This is a genomic window from Streptomyces sp. NPDC102441, assembly GCF_044765585.1.
Lineage (GTDB): Bacteria > Actinomycetota > Actinomycetes > Streptomycetales > Streptomycetaceae > Streptomyces.
On sequence record NZ_JBIWKH010000003.1, the window covers coordinates 501,323 to 518,018 of the forward strand.

14 protein-coding genes are annotated in these 16,696 nt (G+C 70.8%); 5 read left to right on the forward strand and 9 right to left on the reverse strand.

The annotated features are described in order from the left end of the window. The first annotated feature begins 151 nt into the window (after positions 1-151). Positions 152-1,201 (forward strand): LacI family DNA-binding transcriptional regulator, encoded by a 1,050-nt coding sequence (locus tag ACIREO_RS08510; protein ID WP_404106643.1) that lies wholly within the window; start codon positions 152-154, stop codon positions 1,199-1,201. Here the strand turns inward: ACIREO_RS08510 and ACIREO_RS08515 are convergent. After that, positions 1,164-2,057: an oxygenase MpaB family protein gene (locus ACIREO_RS08515; protein ID WP_404106644.1), complete on the reverse strand. Its 894-nt coding sequence runs from the start codon at positions 2,055-2,057 to the stop codon at positions 1,164-1,166. The genes ACIREO_RS08510 and ACIREO_RS08515 overlap by 38 nt on opposite strands. Before the next feature lie 260 nt (positions 2,058-2,317). Here ACIREO_RS08515 and ACIREO_RS08520 point away from each other — a divergent pair, with 260 nt between their 5' ends. Together ACIREO_RS08520 and ACIREO_RS08525 are read left to right on the forward strand one after the other, a co-directional pair. Then, positions 2,318-3,196, forward strand: a complete 879-nt coding sequence (locus tag ACIREO_RS08520; protein ID WP_404106646.1) for an oxygenase MpaB family protein — start codon at positions 2,318-2,320, stop codon at positions 3,194-3,196. Beyond that, positions 3,193-4,632: an aldehyde dehydrogenase family protein gene (locus ACIREO_RS08525; protein WP_404106648.1), complete on the forward strand. Its 1,440-nt coding sequence runs from the start codon at positions 3,193-3,195 to the stop codon at positions 4,630-4,632. Before ACIREO_RS08520 ends, ACIREO_RS08525 begins: the two co-directional genes overlap by 4 nt. Positions 4,633-4,637: 5 nt before the next feature. Here the strand turns inward: ACIREO_RS08525 and ACIREO_RS08530 are convergent, their stop codons facing one another. After that, positions 4,638-5,270 carry a TetR/AcrR family transcriptional regulator gene (locus tag ACIREO_RS08530; RefSeq protein ID WP_404106649.1) on the reverse strand — a complete coding sequence of 211 codons (633 nt, stop codon included), beginning with the start codon at positions 5,268-5,270 and terminating at the stop codon, positions 4,638-4,640. A 97-nt stretch (positions 5,271-5,367) separates the two neighbouring features. Here ACIREO_RS08530 and ACIREO_RS08535 point away from each other — a divergent pair, with 97 nt between their 5' ends. Next, a complete protein-coding gene (locus ACIREO_RS08535; protein ID WP_404106651.1) occupies positions 5,368-6,531 on the forward strand; it encodes an acyl-CoA dehydrogenase family protein in 1,164 nt (387 codons plus the stop codon). Between the two features lie 20 nt (positions 6,532-6,551). On the opposite strand, the gene ACIREO_RS08540 is transcribed toward ACIREO_RS08535, so the two are convergent. Continuing rightward, positions 6,552-6,887 carry an Appr-1-p processing protein gene (locus ACIREO_RS08540; protein WP_404106652.1) on the reverse strand — a complete coding sequence of 112 codons (336 nt, stop codon included), beginning with the start codon at positions 6,885-6,887 and terminating at the stop codon, positions 6,552-6,554. A 39-nt stretch (positions 6,888-6,926) separates the two neighbouring features. Further along, a complete protein-coding gene (locus tag ACIREO_RS08545) occupies positions 6,927-8,765 on the reverse strand; it encodes an AMP-dependent synthetase/ligase (protein ID WP_404106654.1) in 1,839 nt (612 codons plus the stop codon). 341 nt (positions 8,766-9,106) lie between these two features. Between ACIREO_RS08545 and ACIREO_RS08550 the strand changes: the two genes are divergently transcribed. Further along, entirely contained in the window at positions 9,107-9,847 is a 741-nt protein-coding gene (locus ACIREO_RS08550) for a MerR family transcriptional regulator (RefSeq protein ID WP_404106655.1), read from the forward strand. A gap of 21 nt (positions 9,848-9,868) precedes the next feature. On the opposite strand, the gene ACIREO_RS08555 is transcribed toward ACIREO_RS08550, so the two are convergent. Genes ACIREO_RS08555 through ACIREO_RS08575 form a run of 5 tightly spaced genes read right to left on the reverse strand, consistent with a single transcriptional unit; the run spans position 9,869 to position 16,673 of the window. Continuing rightward, the gene (locus ACIREO_RS08555; protein WP_404106656.1) at positions 9,869-12,040 is read right to left on the reverse strand and encodes a 3-hydroxyacyl-CoA dehydrogenase NAD-binding domain-containing protein; all 2,172 of its coding nucleotides are present in this window, start codon (positions 12,038-12,040) and stop codon (positions 9,869-9,871) included. A gap of 41 nt (positions 12,041-12,081) precedes the next feature. Further along, positions 12,082-13,296: an acetyl-CoA C-acetyltransferase gene (locus tag ACIREO_RS08560; RefSeq protein WP_404106657.1), complete on the reverse strand. Its 1,215-nt coding sequence runs from the start codon at positions 13,294-13,296 to the stop codon at positions 12,082-12,084. A gap of 47 nt (positions 13,297-13,343) precedes the next feature. Continuing rightward, positions 13,344-14,486, reverse strand: coding sequence for an acyl-CoA dehydrogenase family protein (locus tag ACIREO_RS08565; RefSeq protein WP_404106658.1), 1,143 nt, complete (start codon positions 14,484-14,486; stop codon positions 13,344-13,346). Between the two features lies 1 nt (position 14,487). After that, on the reverse strand, positions 14,488-15,522 hold the full coding sequence (locus tag ACIREO_RS08570) for an LLM class F420-dependent oxidoreductase (protein ID WP_404106660.1): 1,035 nt from the start codon (positions 15,520-15,522) through the stop codon (positions 14,488-14,490). Next, positions 15,522-16,673 carry a CaiB/BaiF CoA transferase family protein gene (locus ACIREO_RS08575; RefSeq protein ID WP_404106661.1) on the reverse strand — a complete coding sequence of 384 codons (1,152 nt, stop codon included), beginning with the start codon at positions 16,671-16,673 and terminating at the stop codon, positions 15,522-15,524. The genes ACIREO_RS08570 and ACIREO_RS08575 overlap by 1 nt, the downstream gene beginning before the upstream one ends. Between the last annotated feature and the right edge of the window lie 23 nt (positions 16,674-16,696).

A 16,696-nucleotide genomic window follows, 5' to 3' on the forward strand; every position in this document is an offset into this window, starting at 1 on the left:
GGCCTGCCCGATCGCAAGGCGATATGTCGCCTAATTGGCGCGATCACCTGTCCGGCCGCCCGAACCTGGCGGCTAGGCTGACGGCGTTCGTGCCGAAACCCGTCAGTTCCAGCCGTTCCCAGCCCGGGCGCGCGTGTACGAGGAGCGACCCTTGCCCGACCCGACCCCCGATCCGCACCGTGACGCCCGGCCCACCCTGGAGGCCGTGGCAGCCCGAGCCGGTGTGTCCAGGGCGACGGCGTCCCGTGTCGTCAACGGCGGCGCGGGCGTACGCCAGCCCCTCGTGGACCAGGTGCGCAAGGCGGTCGACGAGCTCGGCTACATTCCGAACCACGCGGCGCGGACGCTGGTCACCCGGCGCAACGGCGCCGTCGCGGTGATCATCGACGAGCCCGAGTTCCGGATCTTCTCCGACCCGTTCTTCTCCCGCCAGATCCGCGGCATCAGCCGTGAGCTCAACGCCCACGACGCCCAGTTGGTCCTGCTCCTGGTGGAGGGCAGCGGCGACTTCGACCGGGTCACCCGCTATCTGGCCGGCGGCCACGTGGACGGCGTACTGGCCTTCTCCCTGCACACGGACGACGAACTGCCCGCGATCATCCGGCGGTTCCGCGTCCCGACGGTCTACGGGGGCCGCCCGGAACACACCGTGGCGGGTGAGGACGCTCCGCGGGTGCCGTACGTCGACTGCGACAACCGGGGCGGCGCCCGTGAGGCCGTGCGCCATCTGGTCTCGCTCGGCCGGCGGCGTATCGCGCACATCGCCGGCCCCCGCGACCAGACGTCGGCGCTCGACCGGATCGACGGCTACCACGACGTGCTCCCGGAAGCAGGGCGGGAGCTCGTCGCGGACGGCGACTTCACCGCGGAGGGCGGAGCCCGGGCCATGTCGGGCCTGCTGGACGCCCATCCGGATCTCGACGCCGTCTTCGTGTCCAACGACCTGATGGCCTCGGGCGCCCTGCGGGTGCTGCGCGAGCGGGGTGTCCGGGTGCCGGAGGACGTGGCGGTGGTCGGGTTCGACGACATGACGTCGGTGGCGGAGGCCGCGGTGCCTCCGTTGACGACGATCCGTCAGGACGTCGAGGGAATGGGCCGGCTGATGGTCCGGCTGCTGATGGAGCGGCTGGACAGCGACACCGGGACATGGCCCGAGTCCGTGATCACCCCGACCGAACTGGTCCGCCGGGTCTCGGCCTGAGTCCTCCGCCGGCCCGCCACCCGGCGCGCGCCGACCTGGCGAGCGGCAGATAGCGCAGCCGCTCCGGGAGCAGGGGCACGATCCGCCGCACCACGGCCCCGAAGCGCCGCAGGCGGCGCTCCTGCTCCGGGGTCCAGTCGAGCCCGATGGCCTCGCGGGCGTCCGGAGGCATCAGCCCGACGGTGATGAAGCTGCGGAACCGCGCCAGCGGCGGGAGAAGCACCGGCCACAGCGCCTTCAGGACCAGCCGCAGAGCGAGGGGGCCCCGGTCGGGCGGCGGTACGGGAACATCCGTGGCGACCAGTTCTCGTACGACGACGGTGGCCTCCACCTCGTCGGCCAGCATCTTGCGGTAGTACGGCCAGAACTCCTCGACGGTCTGCGGCATGTCCCGGTCGTGGATGCCCAGGATCCGGCCGACCTGGAGCCATTCCCGGTACAGGGCGCGCTCCTGCGCGTCGGTGAGCGGGCGGACCAGATAGCGCGAGGCGTGCTGGTAGACGGGGAATCCCGTGGCGTGCACCCACGCGTAGTTCGCGGGTGTGAGCGCGTGGTAGCGGCGCCCCCGGGTGTCGGTCCCCCGGATCGTGCGGTGCAGCTTCCTGAGCCTGCGCCCCTCCTCCGCGGCCGCCTCTCCCCCGTACACCCAGAGCTGGAGCGAGCTCAGGGACCGCTCGCCGCGCCCCCAAGGGTCCGTACGGAAGACCGAGTGGTCGTCGACGCCGGCACCGACGGCCGGGTGGGCGACCTGGAGGGTGAGGGCGGCGGGCAGCATCAGCAGCCCTCGGATATCCCCGGCGAGGCTCCACAGCACGCCGCCCGGCGGAGGCGGCGCGGGCTCTCCTGCGCTGGTCATGCGGGTGCTCCCAACGGTCGGCGGGTGTTCGGACCGGTGCCGGGCCCGTGTGTGTTCCAGTATGCGATCGCGAGCGCGCCGGCGCCCTCGGCCCTGTCCGTGCGGGTCGCTCCCTGGAATCTGTGTCTGCAGTGTTGACGCACCTCATGAAACAAGTCAATAGTATTTGTAACTTTGACTCTCCAGGCAAGAGCTGCCGCCAAATACCCGACCCCTCAGGCGAGTTGAGTGGCTCCCATCCACAGAGGAGGTTGCACACCATGGCCCGCTACAGCCGACTCCGCGAGATCCGCCGGCTGGATCCCGCCCGCGACTGCGCCGAGATACTCCGGCTGATGTCGCAGTACGAGTTCCCGTGGGACTACCGCCAGGGCATCAGCGTCGCCTTCCTCCGCGACTACGGCGTCCCGCGGATCTCCGTACTGCTCGACCGCACCCAGGAGTTCGAGCGCAACGGCCAGAAGCGCTACGACGACACCGTCCTGTTCGGATACGAGATGGCGGCCGAAGGCTTCGATTCGGAGCGCGCCCGGGCCGCCGCCCGCCATCTCAACCGGATCCACGGCAAGTACCGCATCCCGAACGAGGACTACCTCTACGTTCTGGCCACCACCGTCGTCGGCCCCAAGCGCTGGATCGACCGCTTCGGGTGGCGGCCCCTGTGCGCACAGGAGGCGGGGGCACTGGCGGAGGTGGGCCGGCGGATGGCCGCGATGATGGGCATCGAGGGCGCTCCGGACACCTACGAGGGATTCGAGGAGCTGCTCGACTCCTACGAGGACCGGATGTTCGCCTACGACCCCGCGAACCGGCGCGTGGCCAACGCCACCTTCCGGGTCATGGCCGCCTGGTACCCGGCCCCGCTGCGCCCCCTGGTGGCCAGGTTCTCGCTCGCCCTGCTCGACGAGCCGTTACTGCGGGCGCTGGGTTTCCCGGCGCAGCCACGGTGGGCGCGGGCGGCGGCGGTACGCCTGGTGCGTGCCCGGTCGTACGGTGTGCGACTGCTGCCCGCCCGCCCCCGGTGGCTCCCCTCTCGCCCCCGTCCACGCAGCTACCCCTTCGGATACCAGCTCGACGACCTCGGGCCGCACTGGGCGCAGAGCCGCCCGCTGGAGCCCCTTCCTCTGGAGCAATCATGACGACCGGAACAGACCACGCGGTGCACGGCATCGAGGACATCCGCGCAGCGGTGGCGCGGGGCAGGAGCGCCGGCCGGAGCTGGACCGCGCTCGGGGCGCGGGAACGGCGCGCGGCCCTGCTGCGGTGGAAGCACGCACTGGCCGCCCGCGCCGACGAGTTCGCCGAGGTGATCGCGGCCGAGACCGGGAAGCCGGTGCACGACGCCCGCTCCGAAGTGCTGCTGGCACTGGTCCACCTGGACTGGGCGGCACGCAACGCCCGCCGTGTGCTGGGCAGGCGTCGGGTGTCTTCCGGCCTGCTGTCGGTCCATCAGCGGGCACTGCTGGCCTATCGTCCGCTCGGGGTGATCGGCGTGATCGGGCCGTGGAACTATCCCCTCTACACACCGATGGGCTCGATCGGCTACGCCCTGGCTGCGGGCAACGCCGTGGTGTTCAAGCCGTCCGAACTCACACCGGGCGTGGGGGTTCTGCTGGCCAGGAGCTTCGGGGAGGCGCTCCCGGACCACACGGATCTGCTGCAGACGGTCACCGGGCCGGGTTCCACCGGAGCCGCCCTGGCCGGAGCGGAAGGCCCGTCCGGTGTGGACAAGGTCGCCTTCACGGGCTCTCCCGGCACCGCCCGCGAGGTCGCCGCGGCCTGCGCGGCCACGCTCACGCCGCTGCTCGCCGAGTGCGGGGGCAAGGACGCGGTGCTGGTCGCGGCGGACGCCGATCTGGACGCGGCGGCGGACGCGATCGTGTGGGGCGCGATGGGCAACGCCGGCCAGACCTGCGCCGGGGTGGAGCGGGTGTACGCGGTGGCCTCGGTGCACGAGGCCCTGTGCGCACGCGTGGTGAGCCGGGCGAGGGCACTGGCACCCGGTGACACCTACGGCCCGCTCACCCTGCCGTCCCAGCTCGACGTGGTGGAGCGCCATGTGAAGCAGGCCCTGGTGGACGGCGGCACGGCCAGGCTGGGCGGGCCCGACGCCCTGCGCGCCCGTGTGCTCGGACCGGTGGTGCTGACGGGTGTGCCGGAGGATTCACCGGCCGTGACGGAGGAGACCTTCGGCCCCGTCGTGGTGGTGAACCCGGTGCGCGACATGGACGAGGCCGTGGAGCGGGCCAACGCGTCGGCGTACTCCCTCGGCGCCGCCGTGTTCACCCGTTCCCGGGCGGCCGGGCTCGCGCTGGCCGGACGCCTCGGCTCCGGCGCCGTATCGGTGAACTCGGTGCTCGGCTTCGCCGCGATCCCCTCCCTGCCGCTCGGTGGTGCGGGCGAGTCGGGATACGGGCGGATACACGGCGAGGAGGGACTGCGGTCCTTCGCGGCGCCGCACTCGGTCACCGTACGGCGGTTCGCACCGGCGGTGGACCTGACGTCGTTCGCGACGCCCCGGACGAAGGCCGCCCGGGCCGTCGAGCTGGGCAGAAAGCTGCACGCCCGCTTCTGAGGGCGTCAGCCGGCGCCGAGCAGCGGCACCAGATAGCGCCGGGCGAAGGTGCGTACCTGCTCGTCGTCGTCCAGCGCGAAGCAGCTCACCGGATTGAGGAGGAAGGAGACGGTGATCCGCACCATCAGTTCGGCGACCGGTGTCGTGTCCGTCTCCGGCCGCCCCTCAGCGCGCTGGGCGTGGCGGAGCCGGTCGGCGAGGTACCCGCGCATCGCGAGGAAGGCGGGGCCGCTCTCCAGCGTGAGGAAGGGCAGCATGATCTCCGGCTCCAGCCGCAGCAACCCGCCCACCAGCGGGTGTTCACGAATGTGCTTGAGGACGGTGACGAAGCCGGCGACGAGCCGGTCCTCCATGGTGGGCAGTGCGGCCACCGCCTCGTCCACGTCCAGGACGAATCTGCGGTACTCCCGCAGCAGGCAGGCGGAGACCAGGCTGTCCTTGTTGCCGATCCGGCGGTACACCGTGACCCGCGAGACCTTGGCGCGCTTGGCCACGTCGTCGACGGTCGAGCGGCGCAGCCCGAAGGTCATGAACTGCTCGCGTGCCGCGTCCAGGATCTGTTCGCTCAGCGCGTCGGACGGTGGCGTCTCGACGAGCGCCTTGGCCAGCAGTGTCTCGTTGGTACCCGGTGCCGCCATGAGCCCTCCCCGTCTGTCGTGACCACTCAACCATACCGACCACGCAACAGTGTTACCTAATTCGTCACCTTGTAACTCCCCTTTCTGGAGGCCTTCCATGTCCACCGTCCACGCCCTTCCGCGCTCGCTCTCCGCCGAACAGCGGGCATTCGTCACGGCCCTGCGCGACTTCGCCCGGCGTGAGTGCGGCACGCGGGAGCAGCGCGACGCGCTCATCGCGGAGACGGGCGGCCCGCACGCCCCGTCGCTCTACGCCCGGCTGGCGGAGCTCGGTTGGCTCGGCGTGTGCCTGCCCGAGACCTACGGGGGCTCGGGCGGCGGCATGACGGACGCCTGCCTCTTCCTGCGGGAGACGTCACGCGGCCTGGTGCCGGCGGGCGGGTTCATCACGTCCGTGATCACGGCGAAGGCGTACGAGCGTTTCGGCAGCGAGGCCCAGTGCAAGGCGGCGGTCGGCGGTGCGGTGGCCGGCCAGGTGCTGTCCATCGCGATGTCGGAGCCCGAGGCCGGATCCGACGTGGCGGCGCTGCGGTGCAAGGCCGAACGCACGCCGGACGGCGGCTGGCTGGTCAACGGTCACAAGACGTGGATCTCCAACGCGCATCTGGCGGAGCACATCCTGCTGGTGGCCCGGACGGACGCGAGCGGCGCGAAGCACGAGGGGCTGACCATGTTCCATGTCCCGGCCGGGACGCCCGGGATCGAGATCCGGCAGATCGAGACCATGGGCGGCCGCGAGGTCAACGATGTCTTCCTCACCGATGTCAGGCTGCCGGCCGACGCCGTCGTGGGCACTGCCGACCGTGCCTGGACCCAGCTGATGGCCGGTCTCAACGCGGAGCGGCTCTTCCTGGCGGCGAACATGCTGGGCCTGGCGGAACGGATCCTGGAGGACACCGTGGCGTACGTACGAGGACGCGAGCAGTTCGGCCGTCCCGTCGGGTCCTTCCAGGCCCTGCGGCACCGGCTGGCCGACCTGGCGACCGAGATCGAGTGCGCACGGCTGCTCGTCTTCGACGTGGCGGCGGCCTGCGACGCCGAGCCGGAGAAGCTGTTCCCGCGTGAGGCGTCCATGGCGAAGCTCAAGGCCACCGAGACGGCGAAACTCGCGGCCCTGGAGGGCATGCAGATGATGGGCGGCTACGGCTACGCGACCGAGTACGACATGGAGCGTCATCTGCGGGCGGCGGTCGTGTCGACGGTCTACGGCGGCACGAGTGAGATCCAGCGCGACATCATCGGCAAGAGCTACGGTCTATAGAGAAGGCCCCGGGGCGGCACTCAGCCGAAGTCGTACACCGTCACCTCGATGCCACGGCTCACCAGCCGGTCGGTGACGAGAGGTTCGACCCCGGTCCAGGTGCCGCCCGCCGGCCCGCAGCCGATCCTCGGCCTGTGAACCGACGCCCCCAGCCCGGCGGCCCTGGCGGCCACCTTGTCCAGACCGGCGTCGATCGCCTCGTAACGCACCGGCACTCCCTTGCTGCCCGTGCGTATCCCCCGCTGGCCCACCACGTTCGCCACCCAGATGTACCGCTCGGCCTGGACGAACTGCGCGGCTCCCGGCTTGCCCTGGGGGCTGGTGGCATCGCCCTGTACATAGGTGAGCCCCGACATGTCCTCACCGTACGTTCCCCCACTGACAACCGCCCCGAGTCAGGTGCCGCTCTCCTCGTACAGGGCGTCCAGCACGTCTCCGTACTGTTCGCGGACGACGCGGCGGCGCAGCTTCAGCGAGGGCGTCAGTTCGCCGGTGTCGGGACCCCATTCCCTGGCCAGCAGTCGGTGGCGCTTGATCTGCTCGGTGCGGTTCAACCGTGCGTTGGCGGCCTGGACGGCCCGGTCCACCTCCTCCCGTACGGCAGGGTGACCGGCGAGCACGGCCATGTCCCCGCCGCCCTCGATGCCCCGGGCCGCCGCCCAGGCGGGCGCCATCTCCGCGTCCAGGACGAGGAGTGCCACCAGGTAGGAGTGTCCGTCGCCGTGGACGAACGCCTGGCCGATCAGCGGGTGTTCCTTGAGGGCGTTCTCCACCAGCGCCGGTGAGACGTTCTTCCCGGTCGAGGTGATGATCATTTCCTTCTTGCGGTCGGTGAGCCACAGATAGCCGTCGTCGTCGATCCGGCCGATGTCCCCGGTCGGGAACCACCCGTCCGCGTCCAGCACTTCGTCCACGGAGCCGTCGGCGCGCAGATACCCTGCGAACACCGTCTCGCCCCGGACCAGGATCTCGCCGTCCTCGGCGATCTTCAGTTCCAGCCCGTCCAGCGGCCTGCCCACCGAGCCGAGGCGAAACGCCGAGGGGCTGTTGGTGGTGAACACCCCGACGGTCTCGGTGAGCCCCCAGGCGTCCATGACGACTATGCCGAAGCCCGCCCAGAAACGCACCACGTCCAGCGGCATGGGCGCGGAGGCGCTGGCCGTCCACACCAGCCGCTCGAAGCCGGCGAGGGAGAGCACCGGGTCCAGGACCGTCTCCTTGGCGCGGCGGTAGGCGATGTCCAGCTCGGCGGGCGGCTGTTCGCCCCGCTCGCGGAAGGCAACGTGCTCGCGGGCCGTGTTCCCTGCCGCCTCGATCGCCGCCCGCTGTTCCTCGGGCAGGGCGGCGAGCGCGGCCTTGACGGAGGCGGCGAGCTTCTCCCACACCCGGGGTACGCCGAAGAACTGTGCGGGGTGCAGCGCGCGGGCCGTCGCGGCGACGGCCGCCGTGTCGGCGCAGAGGTGGACGTGTGAGGCCCGGAAGACCGGCAGATAGATGCCCAGCATCCGCTCGGCGATGTGGGCGAACGGCAGGTAGCAGATGTGCGCGACATGGTCCGGCAGTTCCACGACCCGGTCCAGGGCCAGCGCGTTGACGACGACGCTGCGGTGGGTGATGGGCACGGCCTTCGGGTCGCCGGTGGTGCCCGAGGTGTAGACGACCGTGAGCGGGTCGTCGGCGCCCGAGGCCTGCCAGGCCGCCTCGAACTCCTTCTCGTCGTAGGCCTGTTGCCCGGCCGCGTACAGGGAGGCGTACGTCCGGCGGCCACCGGCGCCCTCCGGCTCCACGACGAGGAGCGCCTCCAGGGGGACTGTGGCGTCCGCGAGGAGGGGCTCCCAGCGCTCGCGTTCCCGCGCGCCCTCGACGATCGCCAGCCGGGCCCCACTGTGCCGGGCGATGTGAGCGATCTGCCCGGGTGCGGCGGTGCCGTACACGGTGACCGGCACCGCTCCGAGGTGGGTGAGGGCCAGGTCACTCAGCCAGTGTTCGGGGCGGTTGCCCATCATCATGAGGACCTGCTGGCCTCGTACGACGCCCTGGGCGGCGTATCCGGCGGCGAGCACCGCCGTCTCGCGACGCACCTCCTGCCAGGTCAGGGTGGTCCATCCGTCGCCGCTGTCCGGGCTCTGCCACGAGAGGGCGGGCAGGTCCCCGTGGTCTTCGGCGTTACGCGCCAACAGGGCCGGCAGGGTGAGCCGGTCGTTCTCGGTGGGAACTCGCAGGATGGTGGTCACGGCCGTCTCCTGTTGCCATCGGCCGGACCGCACGGGCCCGCGCCGGAGGGAATGACGCGCTTCAATGGTGCCGGAGACTTTCACACGACCGGTGAGACAGCAACACTGTTGCACCTGATTGGTACAACGTCCCGGTGCGGAGACCCGAGGGCGTCGAGACGCCGGTGCGCCCACCGGAATGCGGTTGGGCGCAATAGCGCCGGTCGCGGCATCGGTGGCCGCGGCCGGGCCAGGGACCGTCGCGCCCGGGGCGTCTTCACAACAGTGGTGGTACAGCAATACTGTTGCACCTGATCGACCCAGGCCCGGCAGGACGGGCCTGCCCGCGACAAGGAGCAGCCATGGCAACCGGGACCGACGAGCCGACGCTGACCGTCGACGAACTGGCGGCGCGTGCGGGCGTCACCGTGCGCACCGTGCGCTTCTACAGCACCAGAGGTCTCCTGCCGCCCCCCGTGATCGGGCCCCGGCGCGTCGGGCACTACGGGCACGACCATCTCTCCCGGCTGGCCCTCATCGAGGAACTCCAGCACCAGGGCATGACACTGGCCGCGATCGAGCGCTACCTCCAGCAGCTGCCGCCCGACCTGAGCGCGCAGGATCTGGCGATCCACCGGGCCCTGGTGGCGTCCTGGGCGCCGGACTCGGCCGAGGACATGGAGCGCGCCGAGCTGGAGCGCCGGGCGGGCCGGCCCCTCAGCGAGCAGGACGTGGACCGGCTCGGGGCGATGGGCGTACTGGAGCGTCCCGGGAAGCCCGACGGTCCCTTCCAGGTGGACCCGGGCCTGCTGCGGCTCGGGGTGGAGCTCCTGGAGGTGCCCATCGCCCACGAGACGATCCTCGCCGCGCGCACGGTCCTGCTGGAGCACACCCGCTCCGCCGCCCACGAACTGACCCGGCTGTTCCGGGACGAGGTGTGGAATCCGTACCGGGAGCGGGAGTCGGACCCGGAGCATGTGAAGGCGATGAAGTCGCTCTCGGCTCATATGCAGCCGATGGTGCTCCAGGCGCTGCTGACCGCCTTCCAGCGGTCGTTGAAGGAGGAGCTGCGGGCCGCGTTCACCGCGAGCGAGGAGCGGTGAACGCGGCCCGTGGAGGCCCCGTCAGTCGTGGAAGGTCTCGCCCTTCTCCGCCTTCTCCAGCAGGAGCGCGGACGGCAGGAAGCGGTCGCCGTAGCGCTCGGCGAGCTGCCGGGCCCGAGTCACGAAGCCGGGCAGGCCGCCCTCGTACCCGTTGATGTACTGGAGCACGCCGCCGGTCCAGGCGGGGAAGCCGATGCCCATGATGGAGCCGATGTTGGCGTCGGCGACGGTCATGAGGACGTTCTCCTCAAGGCAGCGGACGCTGTCCAGGGCCTCCGAGAAGAGCATCCGCTCCTGCATGTCCTCGAACGGCACATCGGTGCCGGGCTTCGTGAAGTGTTCGCGCAGTCCCGGCCAGAGCGCGCCCCGTCCGCCGCCCTCGCCGTACTCGTAGAAGCCCGCTCCCCCGCTGCGCCCTGGCCGTCCGAACTCGTCGACCATCCGGTCGATGACCGCGTCCGCTGGGTGCGTGGCCCAGGTGCCGCCCGCCTCCTCGACGGCGCGCCGGGTCTCGTTGCGGATCTTGCGGGGCAGGGTGAGCGTCAGCTCGTCCATGAGGGAGAGCACCTTCGCCGGATACCCGGCCTGCGCCGCCGCCTGTTCGACCGACGCGGGCTCGACGCCCTCGCCGACCATCGCGACGCCCTCGTTGATGAAGTGACCGATGACGCGTGAGGTGAAGAAGCCGCGCGAGTCGTTGACGACGATCGGGGTCTTCTTGATCCGGCGCACCAGGTCGAAGGCGCGTGCCAGGGCCTCGTCGCCGGTCTTCTCGCCCTTGATGATCTCGACGAGCGGCATCTTGTCGACGGGCGAGAAGAAGTGCAGCCCGATGAAGTCCGCCGGGCGGGTGACCCCTTCGGCGAGCGCGGTGATGGGCAGCGTCGAGGTGTTGGAGCAGAGCAGCGCGTCGGGGTCGACGATGTCCTGGATCTCCTGGAACACCTTGTGCTTGAGCGCGGTGTCCTCGAAGACCGCCTCGATCACGGCGTCGCAGCCCGCGAGGTCGGCCGGGTCCCCGGTGGGAGTGATGCGGGCCAGCAGTTCGTCACGCTTCGCCTCGGTCGTGCGGCCCCGGGAGAGCGCCTTGGCGAGGAGCTTCTCGCTGTACGCCTTGCCCTTGGCGGCGGCCTCGGTGGAGACGTCCTTGAGGACGACGTCGATGCCGGCGCGGGCGCAGGAGTAGGCGATGCCCGCGCCCATCATTCCGGCGCCGAGGACGGCCACCTTGCGGACCTGGCGCTCCTCGGCTCCTTCCGGGCGGCTGGCGCCGGAGTTGACGGCCTGGAGGTCGAAGAAGAACGCCTGGATCATGTTCTTGGCGACCTGGCCGGTGACCAGCTCGGTGAAGTAGCGCGCCTCGATGGTCTGCGCGGTCTCGAAGTCGACCTGTGAACCCTCGACCGCCGCGGCCATGATGTTGCGGGGCGCCGGCATGGGCGCGCCGGCGAGCTGCTTCTTCAGGTTGGCGGGGAAGGCGGGCAGGTTGGCCGCGAGCTTCGGGTTGGACGGGGTGCCGCCGGGGATCCGGTAGCCCTTGACGTCCCAGGGCTGCTGCGACTCCGGGTTGGCGTCGATGAAGGCGCGGGCCTTGTCGAGCATCTCCTCGCGGGTGGCGGCGACCTCGTGGACCAGGCCGTTCTCCAGCGCCCGCTGCGGGGTGTACTGGGTGCCCTGGAGGAGGACCTTCAGCAGCGCGTCGGTGATGCCCATCAGCCGTACGGTGCGGGTGACGCCGCCGCCGGCGGGCAGCAGACCGAGGGTGACCTCGGGCAGGCCGATACGGGAGCCGGGGGCGTCCAGGGCGATGCGGTGGTGGGCGGCGAGCGCGATCTCGTAACCACCGCCGAGCGCGGCGCCGTTGACGGCGGCGACGACCGGCTTGCCGAGGGTCTCGATGCGGCGCAGGGCGTTCTTGATGGCGGTCCCGGCGTCGAACGCGGCCTGGGCGTTCTCAGGACCGATCCTGATCATGTCCTTGAGGTCGCCGCCCGCGAAGAAGGTCTTCTTGGCGGAGGTGTAGATGATGCCCCGGATGGAGTCCTTCTCGGCCTCGGCGCGCTCGGCGACGGCGGCGATGGACTCCTTGAAATCCTGGTTCATCGTGTTGGCGGACTGGTTGGGGTCGTCGAGTACGAGGGTGACGACGCCGGTCTCGTCCTGTTCCCAGCGGATGGTCGTGCTCTCGGTCATGGGTCTTCTTCTCCGTAAGAGGGTGGCCGGGGACGGGACGGTCAGAGACGCTCGACGACGGTGGCGATGCCCATGCCGCCGCCGACGCAGAGCGTGGCGAGGCCGTAGCGCTTGTCCTGCCGCTCAAGTTCGTCGATGAGCGTGCCGAGGATCATCGCGCCGGTCGCACCGAGCGGGTGGCCGAGTGCGATGGCGCCGCCGTTGACGTTGACCTTGTCGAGGCTCAGGCCCATGTCCTTGGCGAAGCGCAGGACGACTCCGGCGAAGGCCTCGTTGATCTCGACGAGGTCGATGTCGTCGATGGTGAGTCCGGCCTTGGCCAGCGCCTTGCGGGTGGCAGGGGCGGGCCCGGTGAGCATGATGGTCGGCTCGGAACCTGAGACGGCGGCGGAGACGATCCGGGCGCGCGGGGTGAGTCCGTAGCGTTCGCCGGTCTCCTCGGAGCCGATCGCGACGAGGGCGGCACCGTCGACGATCCCGGAGGAGTTGCCCGCGTGGTGGACGTGGTCGATCTTCTCGACCCAGTGGTACTTCTGGAGGGCCACGGCGTCGAAGCCGCCCATCTCGCCGATCGTCGCGAAGGACGGCTTGAGGGAGGCCAGGGAGTCGGCCGTGGTGCCGGGGCGCATGTGCTCGTCGTGGTCGAGGACGAGCAGCCCGTTGCGGTCCCTGACGGGGACGACGGAGCGCGCGAAGCGCTCCTCCTTCCAGGCGACGGCGGCGCGCTCCTGGGACAGGGCGGCGTACTCGTCGACGTCCCGGCGCGAGAAGCCCTCGATGGTGGCGATGAGGTCGGCGCCGATGCCCTGCGGGGCGAAGCCGGTCTCGAAGCTGGTCATCGGGTCCATGGCCCAGGCCCCGCCGTCGGAGCCCATGGGCACCCGGGACATGGATTCGACGCCACCCGCCAGGACGAGGTCCTCCCACCCCGAACGGACCTTCGCAGCGGCCAGGTTGACGGCCTCAAGGCCGGAGGCGCAGAAGCGGTTCTCCTGTACGCCCGCGACGGAGTCCGGGAGTCCGGCCGCGATCGCGGCGATCCGGGCGATGTCGGAACCCTGGTCACCGAGCGGGCTGACGACGCCGAGGACGATGTCGTCGATGGCCGCCGGGTCCAGGCCGGGGAACCGGCTGCGGATCTCGTGGATGAGGCCGACGACGAGGTCGATCGGCTTGGTGCCGTGCAGGGCGCCGTTGGCCTTGCCGCGGCCGCGCGGGGTGCGGATCGCGTCGTAGACGAATGCTTCGGTACTCAAGGCAGCTGCCTTTCGGGTTCGGTGCGGGGCAGGGTCTTCTGTCTGGATCAGGCGAGCAGCGAACGGCCGATGATCTCCTTCATGATCTCGGTCGTGCCGCCGTAGATGGTCTGGATACGGCCGTCGGTGAATGCCTTGGCGACGCGGTACTCCGTCATGTAGCCGTATCCGCCGTGGAGTTGGAGACAGCGGTCGGCGACGCGCTTCTGCAGCTCGGTGGCCCACCACTTGGCCATCGAGGCGTGGACCGCGTCGAGCGTCCCCTCGGAGTGGTCGACGATGCACCGGTCGAGGAAGGCCCGGGTGACGGCGCACTCGGTGGCCATCTCCGCGATCTCGAAGCGGATGTGCTGGAGCTTGGAGAGCGGGCGGCCGAAGGCCTCGCGCTCCTTGACGTACCGGGTGGTGATCTCCAGGACGTACTCGGCGGCGGCGATCCCGGCGACCGCTATGCCCATGCGCTCCTGCGCCAGGTTGGTCATGAGGTGGATGAACGCGCCGTCGAGCTCACCGAGGAGGTTCTCCTTGGGCACGCGTACGTCGTTGAAGAACAGCTCGGCGGTGTCCTGGGACTTCTGTCCGATCTTGTCGAGGTTGCGGCCCCGCTCGAAGCCTTCGGCGCCACGCTCGACGACGAGCAGCGACAGCCCCTTCGCGCCGCCCTCCGGCGAGGTCTTCGCGACGACGACCACCAGGTCGGCGAGGATTCCGTTGGAGATGAAGGTCTTCGAGCCGTTGAGGAGCCAGTGGTCGCCCTTGTCCTCGGCGCTCGTACGGATGCCCTGGAGGTCGGAGCCCGCGCCGGGCTCCGTCATCGCGATGGCGGTGACGGTCTCGCCGCTGCAGAAGCCGGGCAGCCAGCGCCGCTTCTGCTCCTCGGTGGAGAGGCCGGTGAGATAGGGGCCGATGATGTCGTTGTGCAGGCCGAGCGCCAGTCCGGAGACCCCGGCCCGGGTGAACTCCTCGGCGAGTACGGCGCTGTAGCGGAAGTCGGCGTTGCCGCCGCCCCCGTACTCCTCGGGGACCGCGAGGCCGAGCAGCCCCTGCCGGCCGGCCGCGAGCCAGGCCTCGCGGGAGACGATGCCGTCCTTCTCCCACTGTTCGTAGTGCGGGAGGACCTCCTTGGCCAGGAAGGTGCGGACGGTCTCGCGGAACGCGTCGTGCTCTTCGGTGAAGATCTGCCGCTGCACTTCAAGCCCCCTGGAGCCAGTTCTTGACGGTGGAGATCAGCCGCGCCGGCTCGGGGCCGACAGGGGTGACGTTGAGCATGGTGACCCCGGCCTCGCGGAAGGCCTCGATGCGGTCGCGTACATAACCCTCGGGGCCGCAGAGCGTCATGAGCTCGCAGAACTCGTCCGGGACGGCGGCCTCGGCCTCCTTCTTCTTCCCGGAGAGGTAGAGCTCCTGGATGGTGGCGGCCTCCTTCTCGTAGCCGTAGGCGACGGCGAGGTCGTTGTAGAAGTTCTTGCCGGGCGCGCCCATGCCGCCGACGTAGAGCGCGATCTGCGGACGGGCGAGGTCCCGGACGGCGGCTGCGTCGTCGCCGATGGCCAGCAGGCCGCCCGCGACCGTCTGCAGGGGACCGAGCGCCGGGTCGCGCTTCGCCGTGCCCTCGGTCAGTGCCGTACCCCAGACCTGCTGCGCCTTCTCCGGGATGTAGAGGGTGGGAAGCCAGCCGTCGGCGATCTCCGCGGTCAGCCGGACGTTGGCGGGGCCGAGGGAGGCGACGTAGAGGGGGATGGTCTCGCGCACCGGCCGGGTGAGGATCTTCAGCGGCTTGCCGAGCTTGCCGCCTTTCTCCTTCGGCAGGGGCATGTCCGTGATGCCGTGGTGGTCGATGACCTCGCGGCGCCAGATGCGGCGGCAGAGCTCGACGGTCTCGCGGGTCCGGCCGAGCGGCTTGTCGTACGGCTTTCCGTGCCAGCCCTCCACGACCTGCGGGCCCGAGGCGCCGAGTCCGAGCAGGGCACGGCCGCCGGACACGGCGTCGAGCCCGGCGCCGGTCTGGGCGATGAGGGCGGGGGTGCGGGAGTAGACGTTGAGGATGGCCGCGCCGATCTTCAGGCGTTCGGTGCGCGCGGCGAGGTATCCCATGACAGTGGGCGAGTCGAAGCCGTACGCCTCGGCGACCCAGACTGCGTCGAGGCCCGCCGACTCGAACGCGGCGACCTCGTCGCAGGCGGCGCGTGGGTCGCCCGCGTAGTTCAGGGGCAGGGAGAGTTCCATCAGCCGGTCGTTTCCTTCCCGGTGGTCAGCAGGCCCGGCAGGCCCCACTCCTCGGCGACGGCCTCGGTGTCCGCTCCGGGCAGCGCGGGTCCGCTGCGTACGGAGACGGGCGTCGCGGAGAAGCGGGGTGCGGGGGCGGGCTGGGTGAGGCCGCTGTGCTCCACATAGGTGGAGCGGGCGGCGAGGTGGGGGTGGTGGGGTGCCTCGGTGAGCGAGAGGACGGGAGCCACGCAGGCGTCCGTCCGCTCGAAGATCTCGGTCCACTCGGCGCGTGTACGGGTGCTGAACCGGTCGGCGACCAGGGCGCGCAGCTCCTCCCAGCGTCCGAGGTCGCTGCGGTCGGGGGCCTCGTCCCCGAGTCCGAGGAGCCCGGCGAACTCCTCGTAGAAGCGTGGCTCCAGGGCCCCGACCGCCATGTACGCACCGTCGGAGGTCTCGTAGGAGCCGTAGAAGGGGCAGCCGCCGTCGAGGAGGTTGGAGCCGCGCCGGTCCTGCCAGCTGCCGGCTGCGAGCATGCCGTGGATCATCGTGGCGAGATGGGCCGCGCCGTCGACGATGGCCGCGTCGACGACCTGTCCGGTCCCGCCGGGCGTACGGACGTGCTGGAGGGCGGCGAGCACGCCGACGACGAGGTAGAGCGAGCCGCCCGCGTAGTCGCCGACCAGATTGGCGGGCACCGTGGGCGGTTCGCCGGATCTGCCGATCATGGACAGGGTGCCGGTGAGGGCGATGTAGCCGATGTCATGCCCTGCGCGCTCGGCCAGTGGCCCGTCCTGGCCCCAGCCGGTCATCCGTCCGTACACGAGCCGCGGATTGCGCTCCAGACAGACGTCGGGGCCCACGCCGAGGCGTTCGGCCACGCCCGGCCGGTAGCCCTCGATCAGGACGTCGGCGCGTTCGACGAGGTCGAGGACCTGCCCCGCTCCGCCCTCGGTCTTCAGATCGACGAGAACCGATCGCTTGTTGCGGTTGGTGAGGTCGAAGGCGGGTTCGATGCCGATCACCGATCCTCCGGGGCGGTCGACGCGCACCACGTCGGCGCCGAGGTCGGCGAGGAGCATCGCGGCGAACGGCCCCGGGCCGATGCCCGCCAGTTCGACGACGCGTACCCCGGTCAGCGGGCCCTGCGGTCCGCGTCCTGTCGTTGCCATCAAGCCCCCAGCGGTGTGACACA